Annotated in this window: 18 protein-coding genes; 12 read left to right on the top strand and 6 right to left on the bottom strand. The window is 32.0% G+C overall.

What is annotated here, in order from left to right; all coding sequences use genetic code 11:
- Window positions 1-6: 6 nt before the first annotated feature.
- The 6 genes from RCH19_RS12690 to RCH19_RS12665 all read left to right on the top strand — a co-directional run bounded on the left by RCH19_RS12690 (window position 7) and on the right by RCH19_RS12665 (window position 4,856).
- Window positions 7-516, top strand: a complete 510-nt coding sequence (locus tag RCH19_RS12690; RefSeq protein WP_121925093.1) for an acyl-CoA thioesterase — start codon at window positions 7-9, stop codon at window positions 514-516.
- Window positions 517-705: 189 nt separating this feature from the next.
- The gene (gene recA, locus RCH19_RS12685) at window positions 706-1,713 is read left to right on the top strand and encodes a recombinase RecA (protein WP_121925094.1); all 1,008 of its coding nucleotides are present in this window, start codon (window positions 706-708) and stop codon (window positions 1,711-1,713) included.
- A gap of 157 nt (window positions 1,714-1,870) precedes the next feature.
- Window positions 1,871-2,278: a hypothetical protein gene (locus tag RCH19_RS12680; RefSeq protein WP_343023530.1), complete on the top strand. Its 408-nt coding sequence runs from the start codon at window positions 1,871-1,873 to the stop codon at window positions 2,276-2,278.
- A gap of 197 nt (window positions 2,279-2,475) precedes the next feature.
- A complete protein-coding gene (locus RCH19_RS12675; protein WP_343023529.1) occupies window positions 2,476-2,889 on the top strand; it encodes a hypothetical protein in 414 nt (137 codons plus the stop codon).
- A 15-nt stretch (window positions 2,890-2,904) separates the two neighbouring features.
- Complete coding sequence (locus tag RCH19_RS12670) at window positions 2,905-3,447, top strand: RNA polymerase sigma factor (protein ID WP_343023528.1); 543 nt, start codon at window positions 2,905-2,907, stop codon at window positions 3,445-3,447.
- Entirely contained in the window at window positions 3,444-4,856 is a 1,413-nt protein-coding gene (locus tag RCH19_RS12665) for a hypothetical protein (protein WP_343023527.1), read from the top strand. Before RCH19_RS12670 ends, RCH19_RS12665 begins: the two co-directional genes overlap by 4 nt.
- On the opposite strand, the gene RCH19_RS12660 is transcribed toward RCH19_RS12665, so the two are convergent.
- The gene (locus RCH19_RS12660; RefSeq protein ID WP_343023526.1) at window positions 4,840-5,592 is read right to left on the bottom strand and encodes a lysophospholipid acyltransferase family protein; all 753 of its coding nucleotides are present in this window, start codon (window positions 5,590-5,592) and stop codon (window positions 4,840-4,842) included. The two genes, RCH19_RS12665 and RCH19_RS12660, sit on opposite strands and share 17 nt — an antisense overlap.
- A gap of 111 nt (window positions 5,593-5,703) precedes the next feature.
- On the opposite strand from RCH19_RS12660, the gene trpS reads away from it, so the two are divergent.
- The 5 genes from trpS to RCH19_RS12635 all read left to right on the top strand — a co-directional run bounded on the left by trpS (window position 5,704) and on the right by RCH19_RS12635 (window position 11,128).
- Window positions 5,704-6,678, top strand: coding sequence for a tryptophan--tRNA ligase (gene trpS, locus RCH19_RS12655; RefSeq protein ID WP_343023525.1), 975 nt, complete (start codon window positions 5,704-5,706; stop codon window positions 6,676-6,678).
- Window positions 6,679-6,976: 298 nt separating this feature from the next.
- The gene (locus RCH19_RS12650) at window positions 6,977-8,221 is read left to right on the top strand and encodes a hypothetical protein (RefSeq protein WP_343023524.1); all 1,245 of its coding nucleotides are present in this window, start codon (window positions 6,977-6,979) and stop codon (window positions 8,219-8,221) included.
- Window position 8,222: 1 nt separating this feature from the next.
- Entirely contained in the window at window positions 8,223-9,014 is a 792-nt protein-coding gene (locus tag RCH19_RS12645) for a hypothetical protein (protein WP_343023523.1), read from the top strand.
- 364 nt (window positions 9,015-9,378) lie between these two features.
- On the top strand, window positions 9,379-10,047 hold the full coding sequence (locus RCH19_RS12640) for a hypothetical protein (RefSeq protein WP_343023522.1): 669 nt from the start codon (window positions 9,379-9,381) through the stop codon (window positions 10,045-10,047).
- 481 nt (window positions 10,048-10,528) lie between these two features.
- Entirely contained in the window at window positions 10,529-11,128 is a 600-nt protein-coding gene (locus tag RCH19_RS12635; protein ID WP_343023521.1) for a hypothetical protein, read from the top strand.
- Between the two features lie 180 nt (window positions 11,129-11,308).
- Here the strand turns inward: RCH19_RS12635 and dprA are convergent, their stop codons facing one another.
- The gene (dprA, locus tag RCH19_RS12630; protein WP_343023520.1) at window positions 11,309-12,409 is read right to left on the bottom strand and encodes a DNA-processing protein DprA; all 1,101 of its coding nucleotides are present in this window, start codon (window positions 12,407-12,409) and stop codon (window positions 11,309-11,311) included.
- Window positions 12,410-12,511: 102 nt separating this feature from the next.
- Between dprA and RCH19_RS12625 the strand changes: the two genes are divergently transcribed.
- On the top strand, window positions 12,512-13,459 hold the full coding sequence (locus tag RCH19_RS12625) for an SPOR domain-containing protein (protein WP_343023519.1): 948 nt from the start codon (window positions 12,512-12,514) through the stop codon (window positions 13,457-13,459).
- 181 nt (window positions 13,460-13,640) lie between these two features.
- Here RCH19_RS12625 and RCH19_RS12620 read toward each other — a convergent pair whose 3' ends face one another.
- From RCH19_RS12620 to mnmG, 4 genes are all read right to left on the bottom strand, one after another.
- Complete coding sequence (locus RCH19_RS12620) at window positions 13,641-15,908, bottom strand: helix-turn-helix domain-containing protein (protein ID WP_343023518.1); 2,268 nt, start codon at window positions 15,906-15,908, stop codon at window positions 13,641-13,643.
- Between the two features lie 303 nt (window positions 15,909-16,211).
- Window positions 16,212-16,772 carry an OmpH family outer membrane protein gene (locus RCH19_RS12615; protein WP_343023517.1) on the bottom strand — a complete coding sequence of 187 codons (561 nt, stop codon included), beginning with the start codon at window positions 16,770-16,772 and terminating at the stop codon, window positions 16,212-16,214.
- A 281-nt stretch (window positions 16,773-17,053) separates the two neighbouring features.
- Window positions 17,054-17,902, bottom strand: coding sequence for a class I SAM-dependent methyltransferase (locus RCH19_RS12610; protein ID WP_343023516.1), 849 nt, complete (start codon window positions 17,900-17,902; stop codon window positions 17,054-17,056).
- A 271-nt stretch (window positions 17,903-18,173) separates the two neighbouring features.
- Window positions 18,174-20,045: a tRNA uridine-5-carboxymethylaminomethyl(34) synthesis enzyme MnmG gene (gene mnmG, locus RCH19_RS12605; protein WP_343023515.1), complete on the bottom strand. Its 1,872-nt coding sequence runs from the start codon at window positions 20,043-20,045 to the stop codon at window positions 18,174-18,176.
- Window positions 20,046-20,150: the final 105 nt, after the last annotated feature.

The raw sequence follows: 20,150 nt of genomic DNA, 5'->3' as shown, positions 1-20,150 counted from the left end.
ACTATAATGACACCAAAACATCCTTCAGATTCATTGACTATATTGACTGATTTAGTTTTACCAAGTGAAACAAATCCATTAAACAATCTTTTTGGCGGCGAGTTATTAGCCCGTATGGATCGTGCCGCTAGTATTGCTGCAGGAAGACATTCTAGAAGAATTACAGTTACAGCATCAGTGAATCATGTTGCTTTTAATAGAGCAATCCCTTTGGGAAGTGTGGTAAATGTGGAGGCCAAAGTTTCCCGATCTTTCAAGAGTTCGATGGAAATTTACATTGATGTTTGGGTAGAAGACAGACAATCCGGAAATCGTACTAAGGCTAATGAAGCAATTTACACCTTTGTTGCTGTAGATGATACCGGAAGACCAGTTGAAGTGCCACAATTAATCCCGCAAACAGAACTTGAAATACAACGTTTTGAAGCAGCCTTGAGACGCAAACAACTTAGTTTAGTACTTGCTGGAAAAATGAATCCGCACGATGCTACTGAATTAAAAGCTTTGTTTCTATAGCGTTCCCAAAGTAAGATGTTATATTTAATTTAAAAAAAATTTAAAGATATTTTTTGATTAAAAAAAGAAGTATTTTTACGAAAATATACGTTAATACACAATTAGAATTTTCAGGACAAATATTCATCCTGTCAGTTTCTTACAGTTATAAAATTATACAAAGAGATGAAAGAAAAGGTAAAAGAGAAGATGAGTACAGAAAAAGAATCAAAATTAAAAGCTTTACAACTAACGCTTGATAAATTAGATAAGACGTACGGAAAAGGTACTGTAATGAAAATGGGGGATAAAGCGATTGAAGAAGTAGAAACTATCTCTTCAGGATCTTTAGGAATCGATTTGGCATTAGGAGTTGGTGGATATCCAAGAGGAAGAATTATTGAAATATACGGTCCAGAATCTTCTGGAAAAACGACTTTGACTTTGCACGCAATTGCTGAGGCTCAAAAAGCAGGTGGAATAGCGGCTTTTATTGATGCTGAACACGCTTTTGATAGAAATTATGCCGAAAAATTAGGAGTAGATATTGAAAACCTAATTATTTCTCAACCAGACAACGGTGAGCAAGCTTTAGAAATTGCTGAAAACTTGATTCGTTCAGGCGCTATAGACATCGTAGTAATTGACTCGGTTGCTGCTTTGACTCCAAAAAGTGAAATTGAAGGAGAAATGGGAGATTCTAAAATGGGTCTTCACGCTCGTTTAATGTCACAGGCGTTAAGAAAATTAACGGGAACGATTAGCAAAACTAATTGTACGGTTTTCTTTATCAACCAGTTGAGAGAGAAAATTGGTGTAATGTTTGGAAATCCAGAAACTACAACTGGAGGAAACGCCTTAAAGTTTTACGCTTCAGTTCGTTTAGATATCCGTCGTTCTACTCAAATTAAAGATGGAGACAACGTATTAGGAAACAGAACAAAAGTGAAAGTGGTGAAAAATAAAGTGGCTCCGCCATTTAAAATCGCTGAATTTGATATCATGTACGGTGAAGGAGTTTCAAAAACTGGAGAGATCTTAGATCTTGCTGTTGAATTTGAAATCATTAAAAAAGCAGGTTCTTGGTTCAGCTATGGAGAAACTAAATTAGGACAAGGTCGCGACGCGGTAAAGTCTTTAATTAAAGATAATCCTGAATTAGCTGATGAATTAGAAGTAAAAATTAAAGATAGAATTAAAGAATTAGCAGAAGCGTAATAGCCTTTGAATGTTCATATTACAAAATGCTCGGAAAATTTCCGAGCATTTTTTTTGTCTTATTTTTCTAAAAAATTAAGGAAAAAGCATACTAATGAAGCAACCTTTCAATCTTGTAGTCATCTTCATTATGATTATTAACCTATAAATTTAAAAAATGAAAAATTTAAGATTAAAAGCAGTAGCATTAGTATTATTTGTAACGGCTGGTTTAGCTTCATGCTCAAACGACGATGAAACAGCGATTGTTACAAAACAAACTTTGGTAACTGAAGTAACTGGACCTACAGTAGCAAAAGTGAATGAAGAAATCACATTAGAGGTAACTTATGCTGTAGAAAGTAATTGCGATGTTTTTAATAATTATGTTGAAAAAACAGCTGAAAACACGACAACTATCGCAGTAGAAACTAGACTGGAAGGAACTGCATGCGAGAAGACTCCAGCAACAAAAAAAGCTACTTATAAATTCAAAGCTACAAAGGAAGGAACTCACATTATGAAATTCAAAAAATCAGAAACTGAATTTGTAACACAAACAATAATTGTAAGAGTTGCTTCATAATTCTCTTAAAGGAGGTTGTTATGTAATTAACAGCCTCCTTTTTTTTAAGACCTTTGCAAATTATATCACGTTCGAATTTTTTCTATAAAAAAGTATTTATTTGGCGCAACCTTTTATATGAAAGTACATCTATAAAAAACTGGGACCAATATTTTTCGAATAAACTCCCTTATTTATAAAATCTTAAATTAATAAAAATGAAAAAAATCGCACTACTTTTAGTATTAATCACAACTCTAGTAGGTTGTAGCCTTGACAATGGAGATAGAGATACGTACACTTACAGCGTACTTCCAATAGAAACTTACGAGCTTCCTGCTGCTTTTAAATTAGGTCAGGCGTATACTATTAAGTTAACCTATCAAAAACCTTCTGCTTGTCACATCTACCAAGGTATTTATTATGCCAAAGAATTAAATAAAAGAACAATCGCTATACAAGCAGCCGTAAAAGACAATCAAAGTTGCACTTCTGAAGTTCCCCCAATTTCTGAAGCTTCTTTTAATTTTACAGCGACTGCAACAGGTTCCTACATTTTCAAAATATACAAAGGAAAAGGTGCAGACGATAAAGATCTTTTTGAAGAGGTAGAAATTCCTGTTATTCAATAATTATAGTAGCATTCAGTGGCATTAGAAAAAATAATTGCAGATTGTAAAAAGAATCACCCCAAAGCTCAAGAACAATTGTACCAGTTGTTTGCTAAAAAGTTTTTTGGGGTGTGTCTTAAATATTCCCGTAATTATGATGATGCCCAAGACATACTACAAGATGGTTTTATAATTATTTTTTCAAAAATTTCACAATATAGTGGAAAAGGTTCTTTTGAAGGTTGGGCTAAAAGAATACTCATAAATACGGCCTTACAAAGATTTAAAGAAATTCGTTTTCTAGATGTTCTCGATGATTCTATCGCTGAGGTAGAACTAGAGTTAGATGACGACAAAATATCCCTTGATTATTTACTCCAAATAATCCACGAGCTTCCAGATCAATACCGAATTGTTTTTAGCTTATACGTACTTGATGGTTATTCACACAAGGAAATAAGTGAAATGCTAAACATCTCCACTGGTACAACAAAATCTAATCTTTATCGAGCACGATTGATTTTGAAAGAAAAAATTGAAAAATTAACAGAAGTTAAATTCGAATCATCGGCAAAATGAAAAACAATAAAAATATAGACCGATTGTTTCAAGAAAGATTTAAGGATTTTGAAACAGAACCTAATGAGCAGACTTGGTCAACGATTCAAGCGCGCTTAAATGATCAGACAAAAGAACGCAAAATAATTCCGTTTTGGTTTAAACTAGCGGGAATCGCTGCCGCACTCATTGTTGGCTTTTTTGTTTTGAACACTTTTTTCAGCACTACTATCATTCCTGAAAATAAAATCGTTTTAGATCCTGCAGCTATAAAGTCTTCTATTGATACTAGTGGCAGCGCTTCTGAGTCTTTAAAAGACAAAATTAAATCCACTCCTATTCAAAACAATTCTGACATTGTCGTAAACCAAACTAAAAACTTAGAGAAAGATGAAAACGAAACTGCAACAACTTTACAGGAAAAAATCATCTATGGTAAAAAGAAGAATCAAGCGAGTGCTACGGTTTATATCGGTAAAAATAATCCATCGTTAGGAACACTTTATATTACTACAAAATTAGGAGGTAAAACAAATACGCTGATTAGCGAAAATTCTGAAAAGATTTTAGATCAAAATTCTGAGAATGTTCTTAGAAATAAAAAAGGAAATTTGGCTACAGCCAAAACAGAACTTAATGAACAAAAGAACAATAAAGAAGAGCTTCCGAACGAATTAGAGGCTATTTTAAAGCTCAAAGAGAAAAAAGATATAAACGTAGTTACTGAAGTAAAAAGTAAATGGGAAATAACACCTAATATTTCAGCTATGTATCCCAATGCAAAAGTTGCAAACGTAGATCCACAATTTAATGAGAATGCTAAAAGTACAGAGAATATTATTGGTTTTGGAATTGGTGTAAATTACGCAGTTAGTAAAAGAGTCGCTATACGATCCGGAATTAATAAGTTTACACTTGGATTTAATACTAATAATGTCACTTACTCTCCAGGTCTAAAAAACACTTATTTAGCTAATGTATTTTACACTACCAATGCGATGATCGAAGTTAACAGCGTTGCAAGTGCTAATTCTTTAATGACATTTGAAAAAGATTTACAAAAAACAAACACAGGAACAATCAATCAAAAAATGGGATATTATGAAGTTCCTCTTGAAATTTCCTATACCATTTTAGATAAAAAACTAGGAATAAGTGTAATAGGCGGTATTAGTACTTTATTTTTAGATGAGAATAAAATATCATTGATCTCACCAGAAACAAATCTAAAATTAGGCGAGGCTAATAATCTAAATAAGGTCAATTTCAGCAGTAACATTGGACTTGGATTCAAATATAAGTTTGTAAAGTCATTTCAATTGAACTTTGAACCGGTTGTCAAATACCAACTCAATACTTTTTCTAACAATTCTGGTAATACTAAACCATTACTTATTGGTTTATATTCCGGAATTAGTTATCATTTCTAACAGATTCAAATTGTAATAATTGCTTAAATATTACCTCACGAACTTCTTCTCTGATTATTTTTCGATCGGCAACAAAACCCGCAGTTTCTATATGCTTGTGCATTTTAACACGCATTAAGCCCGGACTTCCGCTTAAAAATGTGTAGGAGAATCTTTTTTTATTATCTCCAAAAGTTATTGGAGCAATAGGAATTTTATGCTCTACTGCCAGACGAAATGCACCATCTTTAAAAGTATCTAACAGTATAGACTCATCATCAGGAACACCACCTTCTGGAAAAATACAAATGCTAAAGCCTTGATTAATTCTTTTTTGTGCGCGTTCAAAAACTTGCATTCTACTTTTAGAAGAACTTCTGTCCACTAAAATACAAGTGCGCTTGTAGAAAAAGCCAAATAGTGGAATTTTAGATAATTCTTTTTTACCTACAAAAACGAAAGGATTTCTCGTCACAGCGAGCATCAACATAATATCAGCCATAGAAGTATGATTAGCAACAATCATGTAACTTTTAAGATATTCCATGTCTTGCTCTTTATCTATTGTATAGCGAAAACCCATTCCAAATAGAATGAATTTTGCCCATATTCGAGCCATTTTAAAAAAGTAAGGATAACCACTTTCAGTTAAAATAGAAAGTACGAGAAAAGGAAACATAATAAGTATGGGAATGGTCATCAAAATATAAAACCAAATGCGCCAAAGTGTCCAAAAAATAATCTTGATTCCTCTCATAACGCCAAAAGTAAGAAATCAGAATATATAAAAGCACAGATTTTTAAAATTAGCGAATTTGCGGTAAAAATTAAAAAACTTCACGAACTTTGCGAATTAGAAAAATTTACAATGGCAAAAATACTTACAGGCGTTCAGAGTACAGGAACTCCACATTTAGGAAACTTACTTGGCGCAATCATTCCAGCAATAGCATTATCAAATAAACCGGAAAATGAATCGTTTCTTTTCATCGCTGATTTACATTCGATTACTCAAATAAAAAACGGTGAAACTTTACGTGACAACACGTATAGCACCGCAGCAGCTTGGCTTGCTTGTGGTCTTGATGTTAATAAAGTAGTTTTTTACAGACAATCTGATGTGCCACAAACAGCAGAATTATCGTGGTATTTAAGTTGTTTTTTCCCTTTTCAACGCTTGAGATTAGCACATTCCTTTAAAGATAAAGCTGATCGTTTAGATGATGTAAATGCAGGTTTGTTTTCTTATCCAATGTTGATGGCTGCGGATATTTTGCTTTACGATGCAGAATTTGTTCCAGTAGGAAAAGACCAATTGCAACACCTTGAAATTACTCGTGATGTAGCATCTCGTTTCAATCATCAAATGGGCGAAACATTTGTAATTCCTGAAGCCATTGTACAACAAGATGGTTTGCTAATTCCAGGGACTAATGGTGGAAAAATGAGTAAATCAGCTAACAATATTATCAATATATTTCTAGATGACAAATCGTTACGCAAACAAGTAATGAGCATAGAAACGGATAGTACGCCACTTGAAGATCCTAAAAATCCAGAAACTTGTAATGCTTTTGGAATATATAAATTGTTAGCGACCGAAGAACAATTAGCAACAATGACAGCAAACTATCTTGGTGGAAATTATGGTTATGGTCACGCCAAACAAGCTTTGTTTGAGTTAATTTGCGAAAAATTTAGAACCGAAAGAGAAAAATACAATTACTATATCAACAACCGTCCTGAGGTTGATGCTTTATTGAAAATAGGTGCTCAAAAATCAGCGACTATTGCTAATGGTGTTTTAGCCAAAGTTAGAGAGAAATTAGGTTACGAAAATTAATTTATAGCAATTTATGAGAATCCCTTTTTAGTATAAAAACTGGAAAGGGATTTTTTTGTAAATATCATTAAAAGTGGGTATTTGTTATGCGAATTAGATAGTATATTTTTGATAAAAAATGTTTTTAAAAACATTAACTTTAACAATTAAATCATGAAACAAACCACAAACCACAAACCACAAACCACAAACCACAAACCACAAACTATTAAACTATTTTGGTAAAACTGCATTATTTGTTTTAATATTATTTACAACAAGTAATTGTCAAGTCGAGGAAGAAGATTTACTTATATCTTTGCCTCAAAATATAAGTAACGCTAAAATTTGGTTAGAACAACATACTAATTTGCCACTTAAAACTAACCGTTTTTACAAAGGTGATATAGATTGGAGCGGAGCTTTTGAATTAGAACAAAATATTTACGTCCCACTGTTAAACTCAAATATAGTATTATCAAAAGATAACAATGTAGAATCTGAAAATAAATTTCCCTATTCTTTTCTCGTTTTTAATCAGGATGAAAACAAGAATTATAAAGTAAACTTAAAAGTATATGTTTCTAATGATGCTTTCAAAAAAGAAAAGTTACAAATATTATCATTACCTTCCATAACATTTGACCAACAAAATAAAGTAGTACCCAAGCTATTAAAAAAAAATACTACGTCAGCAAACTATAGATATGATGTAGCCCCAGAACCCGTATGTGAATGGTATGGATATTATGAATATTCTTATGACCCAAACACAAGGGAAACTACAAAAACGTTGTTACACGCATTTAAAATATGTAGTAGTGATTGGTCATGGGAACCTAATGTCGGTGGTGGTGGGAATAGTGGTGTCACAAAGCCGAATGATATAGCTATAGAAGATAAAATTGATGATTCTGAACTTAGCGGAAAAGCAAAATGTTTAAATGATTTACTTAATAAAAAAGGTGATTCTTTCGTTAAAAAATTATTAGCAAATTTTGAAGGAAAATCAGAATTTGATATTAAAATTGTTTCACAAGAAAAAGTTTTTTCTAAAGACGTGGAGGTTAACGGGAGAACATTTTATGACCCTAGTATAAGCAATGTAATCAACATACAAATTAGTATCAGTAGAACCGAAAATTATTCAGCATTAGAAAACGCGAGGATAATACTCCACGAATACATACATGCAGATATTACTCGAAAACTTTACACTATAAATAATCCGCCTGAAGACCAACCCGATTTTAAACAGACATTTGAAAGTTATCATAACCAACATAGTGCTATGGCAAATTTATATATAAATAGCATGGCTACTGCTTTGAAAAATTTCCATCAAAATGTGTTAGTTAATGATTATAACAATTATACCAAATATTATGATGAAGAGCCAAGTGAAGATTTTTACAACGCGTTTGCCTGGGGAGGTCTTAAAAATTCTGATGTAAAAGCTTGGATAGATTTAACAAATGAACAAAAAACAGCAATAAATACATTGGCAGAAAGGGCAACAAAATTATCGGGCATGTCCCATGTCTTGAACAATAATTCTAATTAATATGAAGCAATTAATAACTACAATCGTTTTTATAATTTCAATTTATTCCTACAGTCAAAATAAAGACACTTTGTTTTTCGCAATAGATTCAAATTATACGATTTCGCCAACTGTAAAAGCTAATATGCCTAATCTTAAATATAACGAATATATGGAAAAGATTAAAAAACAGAAAGAACTTACTCAAACAAACGGTTATATTTACTTTATTGGTAATGGTGTTTTAACAAAAGGTTTAAAACCCAAAAAAATTCATTCGATCAAGGAGTATATTGAAAACAGAAAGTTTTATTACGATGGCAAGTATAATGAAATAATTAATAAGTGGAAATTGCAGGATTCGTTGACGAATAAATTCATAATTTTATTCGTAAATGGTGAAGAATTCATACAGCCAAGAATACTTGAATACAAGTCGTACTTTCCAATAATTGAAAAAGAAAACCGAATTTTCAATAATAATAAAGACACTCTGTTTTTTAAACTTGAAAACGAAACGCTATATGAATCTAAGCATGAAGCAAAAAAAATTTACCTAAACCGATATCATTACCAAGGAGATGAAGTCTTTTATTTTAAAAAAAATAAAGAAATAAAAAACATGAAAATAAAAAAAACAATATCGTTTGACAAATTTGTAAAGTCATCTCAATTTTATAGTAAACATAATAATATGAATCTAAATGTTTATGGTCTTATTGAATATCTAAGCAATTATGTTATCATACTAGTCAATTCAAACAATAAAAAAACAGAATATATTCAAGTAGTCTCAGGATTTGAAATCGAATAAAATGTGAAAATTATTAAAAAACTATTAACCGTTTTTAATCTTATACCAATGATAGTATTCTGAGGTTAAAAAATAAAATACAATTACTAATAACCTTCCTGAAGTTGATGCTTTATTGAAAATAGGTGCTCAAAAATCAGCAACAATTGCTAATGGTGTTTTAGCCAAAGTAAGAGAAAAGCTAGGTTACGAAAATTAAGTTATAGCAACTTATGAGAATCCCTTTTTAGTATAAAAACTGGAAAGGGATTTTTTTGTAAATATCATTAAAAGCAGTTATTTACTGGGCGATATAGATTGTATACATTTGCTAAGCATTTTTAAGAAATAACATTAAATTTAACAATATAACAAATAACAAGAAATGAAAATACAGTTAATTTTTTTCGGTTATTTATTCTTTTTTATGGTTAGTTGTATATCGATGAATGATAAAAGTAGAATAACAGATGATAAACCAATCATCATTGTAAATGATTCCATAAGTGATAAACTGGTAGTGATTAATGATTTTTTAGACAAAAAAATTAAAAATTCTCCTCGTAAAATTATGTTAATGAGTCAGAAAATAAATACAGACATGACTTTACGAATACTGCGAGTTAATGATATTTATGCTGTGGACTCCTTAGCTAGAATTGTTGAAGATGACAAAACATTCTATAAAGAAGAAGAATGGGAAAAATCAAGAATAAAATACAGTAAGAATACTACTGCAGATATAGTAGATGTTAAAGGCAGAAGTAATGAATGTTGTTGGACAGCGGGTAATTTCAATGATAAAAATTTAGTTTTTGAAGAATTGAATATAGGTTCTACGGAATTTGGTAAAAAATACATTAGTAATCCAAATTTTTATTATTACTATTTCTCGGAACCGATATATTATCAAAATAAAGAATATCTTATTTTTACTATTTACGACGGATTTATATTTGATGGTTTGAGTGGTAGTTCAAAAATCATAATATATAAAAAGAAAAATGGAAAATGGATTCAAACTCATGAAGGCCTGCCTAATTGGTTTAGTTGAAAATATTATGTCTAGTAATTATTTAAAAAAATAATTGTTTCAACTACGATTTTGTGGAAAATCCCTTTTTAGTTTAAAAACTGGAAAGGGATTTTTTTGTAAATATCAGTAAAAGTTGGTATTTGACAAATCATATTTATAACTTATTTTTATCACAAACTATTTACTTAAATGGTATTAAATTAAACCTTAAATAATGAAAGAAATCACAAACTATTAAACTATTTTGGTAAAAGTGTTCTATTTGTTTTAATACTATTTACAGCAAGTAACTGTCAAGTCGAGGAAGAAGATTTAAGTATATCTTTACCTCAAAATATAAGTAATGCTAAAATTTGGTTAGAACAAAATTCTAATTTGCCACTGATAGTTAGTGCAGACAGAATAAGAATAGAAAATAATCGTATTGCCGAAGACAGTAATACTTCTAGAGGAACTGCCAATCCACAAGGAACTCCGTGTAAATAAAACTTTACGTATTATGAAAAATATAATCTATTTGATCTTTAGCATTTTATTACTATCCTGCTCGTCTTCAAAAATAGAGAAACAGGTTCTAAACGATTTCATGAATGAACAATTTATAAATAACTTCTCTTTTAGGGTTGTCATAAAACAACCAATTAGCCGCATCTTGCCTTCAGAATTTTATGAAAAAGCCTATGAAGATAGAAATATTCGTTTAGGAGATATGATAAGAATCCGTCCAGAGTCAAACCCTCCATTCGAGTGGCCTGTTGATACTATAGAATTAAAAAATTTAATTGAAAAATATAAAAATAATTCGATTAATCAATTGTGGATGAAAAGAGATTTTCATAGACCAAAATTCGAGTTAATTGACTCGAAAATAATCCAAGCAAATAGAAGTTCTGTTCTGGAGAGATATTTTGGAGATAATGCGTTGGAAATTTCTAAACCTATAGTTACTACAAACAAAAAATATGCATTTTTATTTTTTCGAATTTTTAATGTCGGAATTTATTTTGGTCATACAACATATAGTGCCATATTGATGGAAAACAAAAACAATAAGTGGAAAAAGATAGAAACTTATTCAGAATTTAACATAATTAATTAGAGAAAATCCAAAAGCAATCTTGGAAAAATTAAAAAACACTACAAACAATCATATTGCAGTTATTTTAAGAAACTATTATGCAAATAAAACTTGCAGTATAAGTTAAGCGACATTTTTGTAATTAACTTATAGCAACTTATGAGAATCCCTCTTTAGTTTAAAAACTGGAAAGGGATTTTTTTATATCGCCTCAAACAATTTTCCTGGTAATGGTCTAATTACTCCTTTCAATTCCATATTCAACAACATCCCTGAGATTTTATAAATTGGAAAATCGCAGCGCAAAGCAATAATATCCATTAGTTCTTTCCCTGTTTTCAACAAGTAATCATATACTTTTTGTTCATCATCTTCTAATGTTACAAACAATTGTTTTTGAACTGGCTTTGTTTTCTGTTCAATATCCCAATTTAAAATATAAACCAAATCTGCAGCGCTGGTGAGTACATTTGCTTTTTGGGTTTTAATCAAATTGTTGCAACCTTGACTGTATTTGTCGGTTACTCGACCAGGAACAGCAAACACATCACGATTATAATCATTTGCGATATTTGCGGTAATCAAGGAACCACCTCTATCGGCTGACTCTATCACGATAGTTGCTTCGCTCATTCCGGCAACAATACGGTTTCTTTTTACGAAATTCTCCTTATCCGGATTTGAAGAACTCCAAAACTCAGTCATAAAACCACCATTTTGCTCCACCTTTGCAACGTACTTTTTATGCGTTTTAGGATAGATTTGGTTTAATCCATGCGCCACTACTCCTATCGTTTGTAGATTATTTTCCATGGCGAGTTGATGGGCTACAATATCAACACCGTAAGCAAATCCGCTAACAATTATGGGATCTAATGGAGCCAAATCTTCAATTAGTTTACGGCAAAATTCAGTTCCATAAGAAGTAATTTGGCGCGTTCCTACAATACTGATTATTCTTCTATTTTTTAGGTTTATATTTCCTGATGTAAATAATAAAAGTGGTCCATCAATACAATGTTTTAAGCGTTCAGGATAATTTTCATTTTGAAAATGCGCTACATTGATATTATTGGTTTTTATATATTCCAACTCTAAATTCGCTTTATCGAAAACGGATTGATCTTTTAAATTTTTAAGAAGTACTGAACCTACTCCATCAATTCCAGCTAGTTGAGAAGATTTAGCTTTAAAAATAGCTTCGGCAGTTCCTAAATGTGTCAAGAGTTTCTTAGCCATAATGTCACCGACTCCATCAATTCTCTGCAACGCTAATAAATAAAATAGATCCTGCTCGTTCATGCTAATTATTTGAGTGTGAAATGTATAAAATTTTACGTGAATTGTTAATAAAAATTGTGAATAAAATTTTGATAACTATTTTGGTTGGCTAACTTTGTCAGTATGAAAATCGAACTATACATCGCGCAGCTATTATACCGTTATCAATGTGTAACTGTTCCTGGTTTTGGAGCATTTTTGACTGAGATTCAATCAGCTCAATTAAATGAAAGTTCGAATTCTTTTTCTCCTCCAAAAAAGAGAATTGCTTTCAATACTAATTTGAAAAGTAACGATGGTCTACTTGCCAATCATATTGCCTTAGCAGAAAATACGTCTTATGATTATGTTTTAAGCGCTATTCAGCATGAAGTTTTTAATTGGAAAAAAACATTAGAAGAAAATAGTGTGCTTGCGATAAAAAACATTGGAGATATTAGTTTGAATGCTGATAAAAACATGATTTTCACACCGTATGATCAAGCGAACTATTTGACGAGTTCTTTTGGTTTAGCTCCATTTGTTTCACCGCTAGTGAGAAGAGAAATCTTCGAAAAAGAAATTGAAGCAATTGAAGATGCTACTACAATAAATATGGTTCCTGAAGAAACAAGAACTTCAAATCCATACTTAAAATATGCAGCTATTTTTGTACTAGCACTTGGAGTTGCTGGAAGTGTTGGTTACCCAATGTACCAAAACCAAATAGCATCTGAGACAATTTTAGTAAAAACTGCAGTACAAAAACAAGTTCAAAATAAAATTCAGGAAGCAACTTTCTTTATTGAAAGTCCAGTTCCTGCTGTTACTCTTTCTATAAAATCTGATAAAGAAGGTAAAATGCCGTATCACATTATGGCTGGAGTATATAGAGAAGAAAAAAATGCCAATAGAACATTGAGAATTTTGACCCGTTTAGGTTACGATGCAAAACGCATTGCACCTAATAAAAATGGTTTTTATCCTGTTTTATATGGTAGTTATCCAACATTTTCGGAAGCAGAAAAAGCAAAAAAAGAAATTAACATCAAGCACAATCCTGAAGCTTGGATATTGATCGAATCGTTATAGTATATAAATTACAATTTAAAAACACCCCAAATAGCATTTAGCTTTTTGGGGTGTTTTTTTAGAATAAAACTTAGAGGAAGATTCAATTATTCATTTTATCATTAGAGAATATTAAAATGAATTACGATTTGCACTTTGTTATTGCCTTTAAAACATGTTAGTTCTTTTAAAATTTTAAATCCTAATTCAAACTCGCTTTATACATTCTCGCTTCGTTCCACGTGAATTTATCACTATTTTTCTCCATTAGTGCATTCAGCGATTCTTCTCTATAACCTTGAAATGCTTGCACCAAAGTCTGAATTTTATCCTCAGGTAAAACTTCAGATATAGAGACTGCTTTTGTCTGTATTAATTGCACAAAATGGGAATAAATAGTTTGCTTAGTCAGTACTCTAATGGTTGCGATATCATCAATAGATTTTTTATCCACCCACAATTCATAAGTTTCTTGAACGGTAGATTTTTTAGGAGCTTTTGCTTTTGTTTTTTTAGAAGTGTAGCGCTCTATATCTTTATCATCATCAATCAAAGTTATATTCACTTTCTTGAATTGCTCTTGAATAGAAGAGGTTTTTCGGCTGATGTATTTCTTAATCTCGTCGGATGTCAGCTTCTCTTTCGAAATAGTTTCTCCAGCTACGACAGTTTCGATTAATAACTTGGCTTTCATTAATTGTAAAACAGCTTTAGTTTGCCAATCTTCTAAAACAACCAATTCATCGTAATATGATTTAGCTTTCTTGCTTCTTTGCACTTCTTCAATTTTCCAAAGTATTTCAAATACTAATTCGTCCATTGGTTTAAAAAAGTAACTAAAAGCTGCATCAATACGTTCTGACACATGATGTAAGTCGACAGTTTCTTGACTAAACAGTTTGTTTAATTGTGCAATAAATTTTTTAGATGGATCCAGAAGTTGTGCCATAATATCCATTTGCTTTGCAGCCCAAAGCGCCTGTTTAGATTTTACAGAGCTTTCACTATTTTCATTGTAACTAAATTTATGATTGCGCCATTCTTGGGCTAAATCAGTCCAATTAAAACTACTAATCAAATAGTTATGAATAAAATTCTTAGTTTCAAAATGCAGCGCATTCGCTAAAAAGTCATCAGTAGCTTTATTAAGCGAATAGTCCATTACATCTTGATCATTTGAAATGCCGTTCATTCGAAGCGGAGAAAGCAAAATAAGCCCTTCTAACGAGCGCAAACGAGAAAGAGCAACATATGCTTGTCCGGGAAGAAAAACTTGAGAAACATCAAGCGCTGCTTTGTCAAAAGTTAATCCTTGACTTTTATGCACCGTAATAGCCCAAGCTAATTTAATAGGATAATGAACAAATGTTCCTAAAACTTCTTCTTCAATTTCCTTAGTAGTTTGATCTACTTTGTATCGAATGTTTTTCCATTCATATTTGTCAACTTCGATAGTTTTATTCTCTTCTGGAAAATGAACTAAGATTTCCTGACTTGCTAGAGACTTTATAAGTCCCATTTTACCATTGAAGTAGTTTTTATCTGCGGATAAATCATTTTTAACAAACATCACCTGCGCTCCTACTTTCAATTGTAATTTTTCTTCTACTGGGAAAATTTTCTCCGGAAAATCACCAACGATATCTGGAGTATAAAAAACTAAATTTCCTTGTAAATCTTGCAAAGCCTGCGCATTCATCGTATCCGCTTTGTTATTATGCGTGGTAAGCGTAATATAACCTTTATTAGCTTTTAAATCAAAGTCGGGTTTTACATATTTATTTAACGTTTGAATATCTTGTTGCGAGATCTGGTTGTTCCTTAGATTGTTCAACACCGAAATAAAAGTATCATCCGTTTGTCGGAATATTTTAGATAATTCTATATAAAGTGGAGGGTTTTGTTGTACAACATGTGAATGAAAAAAGAACTTTCCACGATAATAGGTTTTCAATGTTCGCCATTCTTCATCGCGAATAACTGGTGGCAATTGCAGTAAATCACCAATAAATAAAACTTGAACGCCACCAAAAGGCATAGGTTTCTTGCGTACCGATTGCATCATGTAATCCATGGCGTCTAGTAAATCAGAGCGCAACATACTAACTTCATCAATAATTAGTAATTCCATATTCCGAATCACTGATTTCTTCAATCCACTCATCTTAAAATGACGGCGCAAAGTAGCTTTAGTCTCAAATTTAGTACTATCAGAAAATTGTGGAGCAGAATTATCAGGAATAAATCCACCGAATGGGAGTTGGAACATAGAGTGAATAGTCACTCCACCTGCGTTTAAAGCAGCGATTCCTGTGGGTGCAACAACTACAGTGTTTTTATGTGTAGTTTGGATAATCTCCCTTAATAAAGTCGTTTTTCCCGTACCTGCTTTTCCAGTAAGAAAAACAGAACGATGTGTTTGATTGATAAAACGTAAAGTGTAAGCAGCGGCTTCTGAAATTGTTTGCATTAGGCGTGTAGATATGTAGCTAAAGTATTGAAAATTAGATTTAAAACTTTCTTTTTACCAAAATAATTCTGTTGTAACTGAAATCGACTTAGCCCCGATAGTCCCGAAATTTCGGGAGAAATCCTTGAGCTTTTAAAATTGAATTTTTCTAGCCAGAAAAGAGCGACTGAAGGAAGCTCCTTTTATGGGTTAGAAAAAACAATTTTTAAACGAAAGATTGTAATGCATAGCGGGAAATAGCTTCAAAAAAAAACCTTCAATCTAAAATTAGATGAAGGTCTTTTTACGAATTAATATAAAAACTTATTTTTTTACTTCTTCTTTTTTCTCAGCTAACTTGTATTTGTCGTTCAAAGACTTAATTACTTCTTTTGTTATGTCAAATTTATCTTCAGCATATAGAATTGAAGCAGCGTCACCAGTACCGTAGATGTATGCATATCCTTTTTCTTTACCGTATGATTTGATGAATTTTTTCACACCGCTCACTAAAGAATCCATTTCTTTACCGCTTTCTTGTTGCAATTCTTGAGATAATGCTTGCTGAGCATATCCTAATTGTTGCTCTCTTTTTTGCAATTCAGCACCTTTCTTTTGAGCCCATTCTTGACCGTTTGCTTGTGCTTGCGATTGAAAGCTTGCTGCTTCTTGCTTGAATCTTTTTATCTCAGCATCAAGTTGTCTTCCTTTTTCTTCAGCCTTAGACTTATATTTTGCTTCAAGGTCTTTTGCCTCTGTATATTGTTTCATTAATTCAGAAGTATCTACGTAAGCAGTTTTTACTTCTTTAGCTGCTTCTGCAGGTTTGTTACAAGCAACCATTGAAATTGCTAATGCGATAAATAATAATGCTTTTTTAGTCATGTCTTTAATATTGAATTTTTGGTAATCTTAAATTTAATTTTCTTGCGTTTTGGTTTTTTGTACTTGTGACAAAAATATAAAAAAATAGACAGTATTGGTTAAAACTTTAAAAAATGCTATTTATTTATCATATAAGATTTTATTATCAGTTTAATTGATATTATCACTTTTTGCTATTATAAATGGCTTTAATATCCTTAGAATAAAGAATTATTTTAAAAATTCCAACCAATAACTTGTTTAGCGCTATAATTACTTCTTAAATGCTTTTAAAATACGTTTTATTTGTTTTTAAGAACGTAAATGTGTGATGAATACTCAAAATTCTGTTTTGCCTTCCAATTTGACTGTAATCCAATAAAAAATGCTTTTATAAAATTCATTCTTCCAGTTTTGTATTTTTCTGAAAGTAGGCTCACATAAAAAGAATCAAATTTCATAGGAAGTACTTTTACTAATTCCATATCCTCTTTAACGAATAATTTTTTTATAGCCGTTTTAGAGAAATGCCAAAAGTGAATTGGTACATCGTAAGCAGCCCAGAATTTTCCATATTGTTTTGCATCGAAAGATTTGAAATTTGGAACAGCAATTATAAGACTTCCATTAGGTTTCAGTAAACGTTTCAATTCTTTAATTTGACAGTCTAAATTAGGAACATGTTCCAAAACATGCCACATTGTAATTACGTCAAAAGAATTGTTTTCCAATTCACTTGTTTCCTCTACAAATGATACTCCTTTAACTTTCGCAATTTCTTTAGCTTTTTCACTTGGCTCTAATCCTACTATACTCCATCCATTTTCTTTAACAACTGATAAAAAATCTCCCGTTCCGGCACCGATATCCAAAATACTTCCTTTAGAAGGTTGCAATGAATTAACCAAATTTAATTTATTTTTTAAAGCGATAGTCTTAATAAAATGATAACATTTTTCAAATAAAGTTCTTTTACTATCCGTGTGCGAAATATAATCAACGCTCTCATAATACTTTCCCAAGTTCTCTAGACTTGGCTGCGGATAAGTGATTAACATGTCCATCTCTTCATCGTGATACAATTCAAATGTCTCTTGAGATACAGAGTAATCTTTAACCGTTAAAAAATGTTTCTTATTTGAAGTGTCCATTAATTAATATTACTTTTTATAAATTTATTTTAAACTAAATCCTTAACAAAATTTAGTTGCGTTCGGGATTATTTTTCTTTTATTTTCGAATCTTGTAGCAATACCTAGGGTTAACGCAGTAGTTTCACGTGGAACAAAAATCAGTCAGCAGTGCTCAGTAGAAAGTTTTCAGTAAATATTGCCGCAAATTCTATTTTCATTATGCAGATTCAAATTCATTGTAATTAGATACAATAAAACTGCACACTACAAACTGAACACTGAACTCTTACTATCTTCCCATATAAATCAACAACACTGAAACGTCACTTGGCGACACTCCACTTATTCTTGAAGCCTGAGATATTGTCACTGGACGAATCTTGCTCAACTTTTGCTTTGCCTCTATTGACATCGATTTTATTTTATCGTAGTCAAAGTTTTCTGGAATTTTTACATCTTCAAGTCTCAACAACTTATCAGCATTATTTCTTTCCTTCTCAATATAACCAGAATACTTCACCTGAATTTCTGCTTGCTCAATTATCTCCTGGTCTAAGTCATTTTCAGCGATGTAATTTCTAACTTTATCAAATTTCAACATATCGTCTATATCGATCTGTGGACGGGAAAAAACTTTAAACATTTTATCTCCTTGAGTAATTAGTGCTGTTTCTTTAGCTTCTAATATCGGATTTGCTTCGGCAACAGACACACTAGTGTTTTTGAAAAATGAAACCATTTTTTCCGATTCATTCAATTTGTGCTCCATACGTCGTAAACGCTTTTCAGATGCTAAACCAATTTCGTAAGACATAGGAGTCAATCTAAAATCAGCGTTGTCTTGACGAAGTAAGGTTCTATACTCAGCGCGAGAAGTAAACATTCTATACGGCTCTTCAGTTCCTTTAGTAATTAAATCATCGATCAAAACCCCAATATACGCTTCATCTCTTTTTAGAATTAGTGGCGCTTTTTCATTCACTTTTAAGTGTGCATTGATTCCAGCCATTAGCCCTTGGGAAGCTGCTTCTTCATATCCTGTAGTTCCATTTATCTGCCCTGCAAAATATAATCCTTCAACTAGCTTTGTTTCTAATGTATGTTTTAACTGCGTAGGTGGAAAGTAATCGTACTCAATTGCATATCCTGGACGAAAGAATTTTACGTTTTCGAAACCAACAACCGTTCGCAATGCTTTAAATTGAATATCCTCTGGAAGCGAAGTTGAAAATCCATTTACGTATACCTCACAGGTTTTCCAACCTTCAGGTTCTACAAATAATTGATGTCTTTCCTTATCTGCAAACCGATTAATTTTATCTTCAATGGAAGGACAATATCTTGGCCCAAGACTTTTGATTCGACCATTAAACATAGGCGAACGATCAAATCCTTCTCTCAAGACATCATGAACGGCTTGAGAAGTATAGGTCATATGACACGACCTTTGGTGAATCAATGGTGATGTTACATCTGAATACGAAAACTTATCTGGTCTCGCATCGCCTTTTTCTTCATTCATTTTAGAATAATCCAAAGAACGACCATCCACTCGTGGAGGTGTTCCTGTTTTCATTCTACCAGATTCAAAACCCACAGTCACTAAATCCTCGGTAATTCCGTAGGCAGCACTTTCACCTGCTCTACCTCCACCGAATTGTTTTTCACCAATATGAATTAACCCATTCAGAAAAGTTCCATTAGTTAACACAACCGATTTTGATCGAATTTCCAATCCTAATGAAGTGCGAATACCTTTTATTTTACCATTATCAATGATAAGTCCTTTTACCATTTCTTGATAGAAATCTAGATTTGGAGTTCCTTCTAGCATCATTCTCCATTCCTCAGCAAAACGCATTCTATCACTTTGAACTCTCGGAGACCACATTGCTGGACCTTTGGATTTATTCAACATCTTAAACTGAATTGCAGTTCTATCTGAAACAATTCCTGAGTAACCACCAAGCGCATCAATCTCTCTAACAATTTGCCCTTTTGCGATTCCACCCATTGCTGGATTACAAGACATTTGAGCAATATTTTGCAAACTCATTGTAACCAATAAAGTTTTTGAACCTAAATTTGCGGCTGCCGCCGCAGCCTCTGAGCCAGCGTGACCGGCGCCAACGACTATAACATCATATTCCTCTAAAAACATCTTCTTGTATAGTTTAACCCTTGTGAATTGTACGGGTTGTAATTTTGAAATCTAAATCATTTGTTCCACGTGAAACAAAAATATGTAGTGTGAAAATTGAATGAT

It is taken from the genome of Flavobacterium sp. PL12, assembly GCF_039123485.1.
GTDB lineage: Bacteria > Bacteroidota > Bacteroidia > Flavobacteriales > Flavobacteriaceae > Flavobacterium > Flavobacterium weaverense.
The sequence above is the reverse complement of the archived record's forward strand: the minus strand, read 5'-3'. Positions and strand labels throughout refer to the sequence as shown.

Excerpts from the sequence above, each read along its gene's own strand:
- trpS (WP_343023525.1), top strand. The coding sequence starts at position 5,704 with ATGGCAAAAATACTTACAGGCGTTCAGAGTACAGGAACTCCACATTTA.
- RCH19_RS12660 (WP_343023526.1), bottom strand. The coding sequence starts at position 5,592 with ATGAGAGGAATCAAGATTATTTTTTGGACACTTTGGCGCATTTGGTTT.
- RCH19_RS12645 (WP_343023523.1), top strand. The coding sequence starts at position 8,223 with ATGAAGCAATTAATAACTACAATCGTTTTTATAATTTCAATTTATTCC.
- mnmG (WP_343023515.1), bottom strand. The coding sequence starts at position 20,045 with ATGTTTTTAGAGGAATATGATGTTATAGTCGTTGGCGCCGGTCACGCT.
- RCH19_RS12615 (WP_343023517.1), bottom strand. The coding sequence starts at position 16,772 with ATGACTAAAAAAGCATTATTATTTATCGCATTAGCAATTTCAATGGTT.
- recA (WP_121925094.1), top strand. The coding sequence starts at position 706 with ATGAGTACAGAAAAAGAATCAAAATTAAAAGCTTTACAACTAACGCTT.
- RCH19_RS12610 (WP_343023516.1), bottom strand. The coding sequence starts at position 17,902 with ATGGACACTTCAAATAAGAAACATTTTTTAACGGTTAAAGATTACTCT.
- dprA (WP_343023520.1), bottom strand. The coding sequence starts at position 12,409 with ATGAACGAGCAGGATCTATTTTATTTATTAGCGTTGCAGAGAATTGAT.
- RCH19_RS12635 (WP_343023521.1), top strand. The coding sequence starts at position 10,529 with ATGAAAAATATAATCTATTTGATCTTTAGCATTTTATTACTATCCTGC.
- RCH19_RS12620 (WP_343023518.1), bottom strand. The coding sequence starts at position 15,908 with ATGCAAACAATTTCAGAAGCCGCTGCTTACACTTTACGTTTTATCAAT.
- RCH19_RS12680 (WP_343023530.1), top strand. The coding sequence starts at position 1,871 with ATGAAAAATTTAAGATTAAAAGCAGTAGCATTAGTATTATTTGTAACG.
- RCH19_RS12625 (WP_343023519.1), top strand. The coding sequence starts at position 12,512 with ATGAAAATCGAACTATACATCGCGCAGCTATTATACCGTTATCAATGT.
- RCH19_RS12665 (WP_343023527.1), top strand. The coding sequence starts at position 3,444 with ATGAAAAACAATAAAAATATAGACCGATTGTTTCAAGAAAGATTTAAG.
- RCH19_RS12690 (WP_121925093.1), top strand. The coding sequence starts at position 7 with ATGACACCAAAACATCCTTCAGATTCATTGACTATATTGACTGATTTA.
- RCH19_RS12640 (WP_343023522.1), top strand. The coding sequence starts at position 9,379 with ATGAAAATACAGTTAATTTTTTTCGGTTATTTATTCTTTTTTATGGTT.
- RCH19_RS12675 (WP_343023529.1), top strand. The coding sequence starts at position 2,476 with ATGAAAAAAATCGCACTACTTTTAGTATTAATCACAACTCTAGTAGGT.